The organism is Leifsonia sp. SIMBA_070, assembly GCF_046534635.1.
Classification (GTDB): domain Bacteria; phylum Actinomycetota; class Actinomycetes; order Actinomycetales; family Microbacteriaceae; genus Leifsonia.
In genome coordinates this window covers 1-261 of the sequence record NZ_JAWRYK010000451.1, presented here as the reverse complement: position 1 = coordinate 261, position 261 = coordinate 1, and the positions used below count along the sequence as shown (strand labels likewise).

Annotated in this window: 1 protein-coding gene; it reads left to right on the top strand. The window is 67.0% G+C overall.

Annotated elements, in window-relative coordinates; translation table 11 throughout:
* On the top strand, positions 1-261 hold a 261-nt coding region (locus SB754_RS21040; protein ID WP_410784288.1), incomplete at both ends, for a beta-galactosidase.

Genomic DNA, 261 nt, shown 5'->3' with positions numbered 1-261 from the left:
ATCCTCGGCACACCCACCTACGCCGCTCCGCCGTGGCTTGTCCGGCAGCTGCCGGAGATCAACGTCGAGCTGCGCACCGGCCAGAAGATGGGCTGGGGCGCGCGTCAGGAGATCAACTACGCGCACCCCGCCTTCTTGTTCTATGCCGAGCGCATCATCCGCAGGATCATCGCGCGCTACGCGGAGCACCCGGCGGTCGTCGGCTACCAGGTCGACAACGAGCCCGGCATGGTGCCGTTCGCCAACGACCAGGTCTTCCAG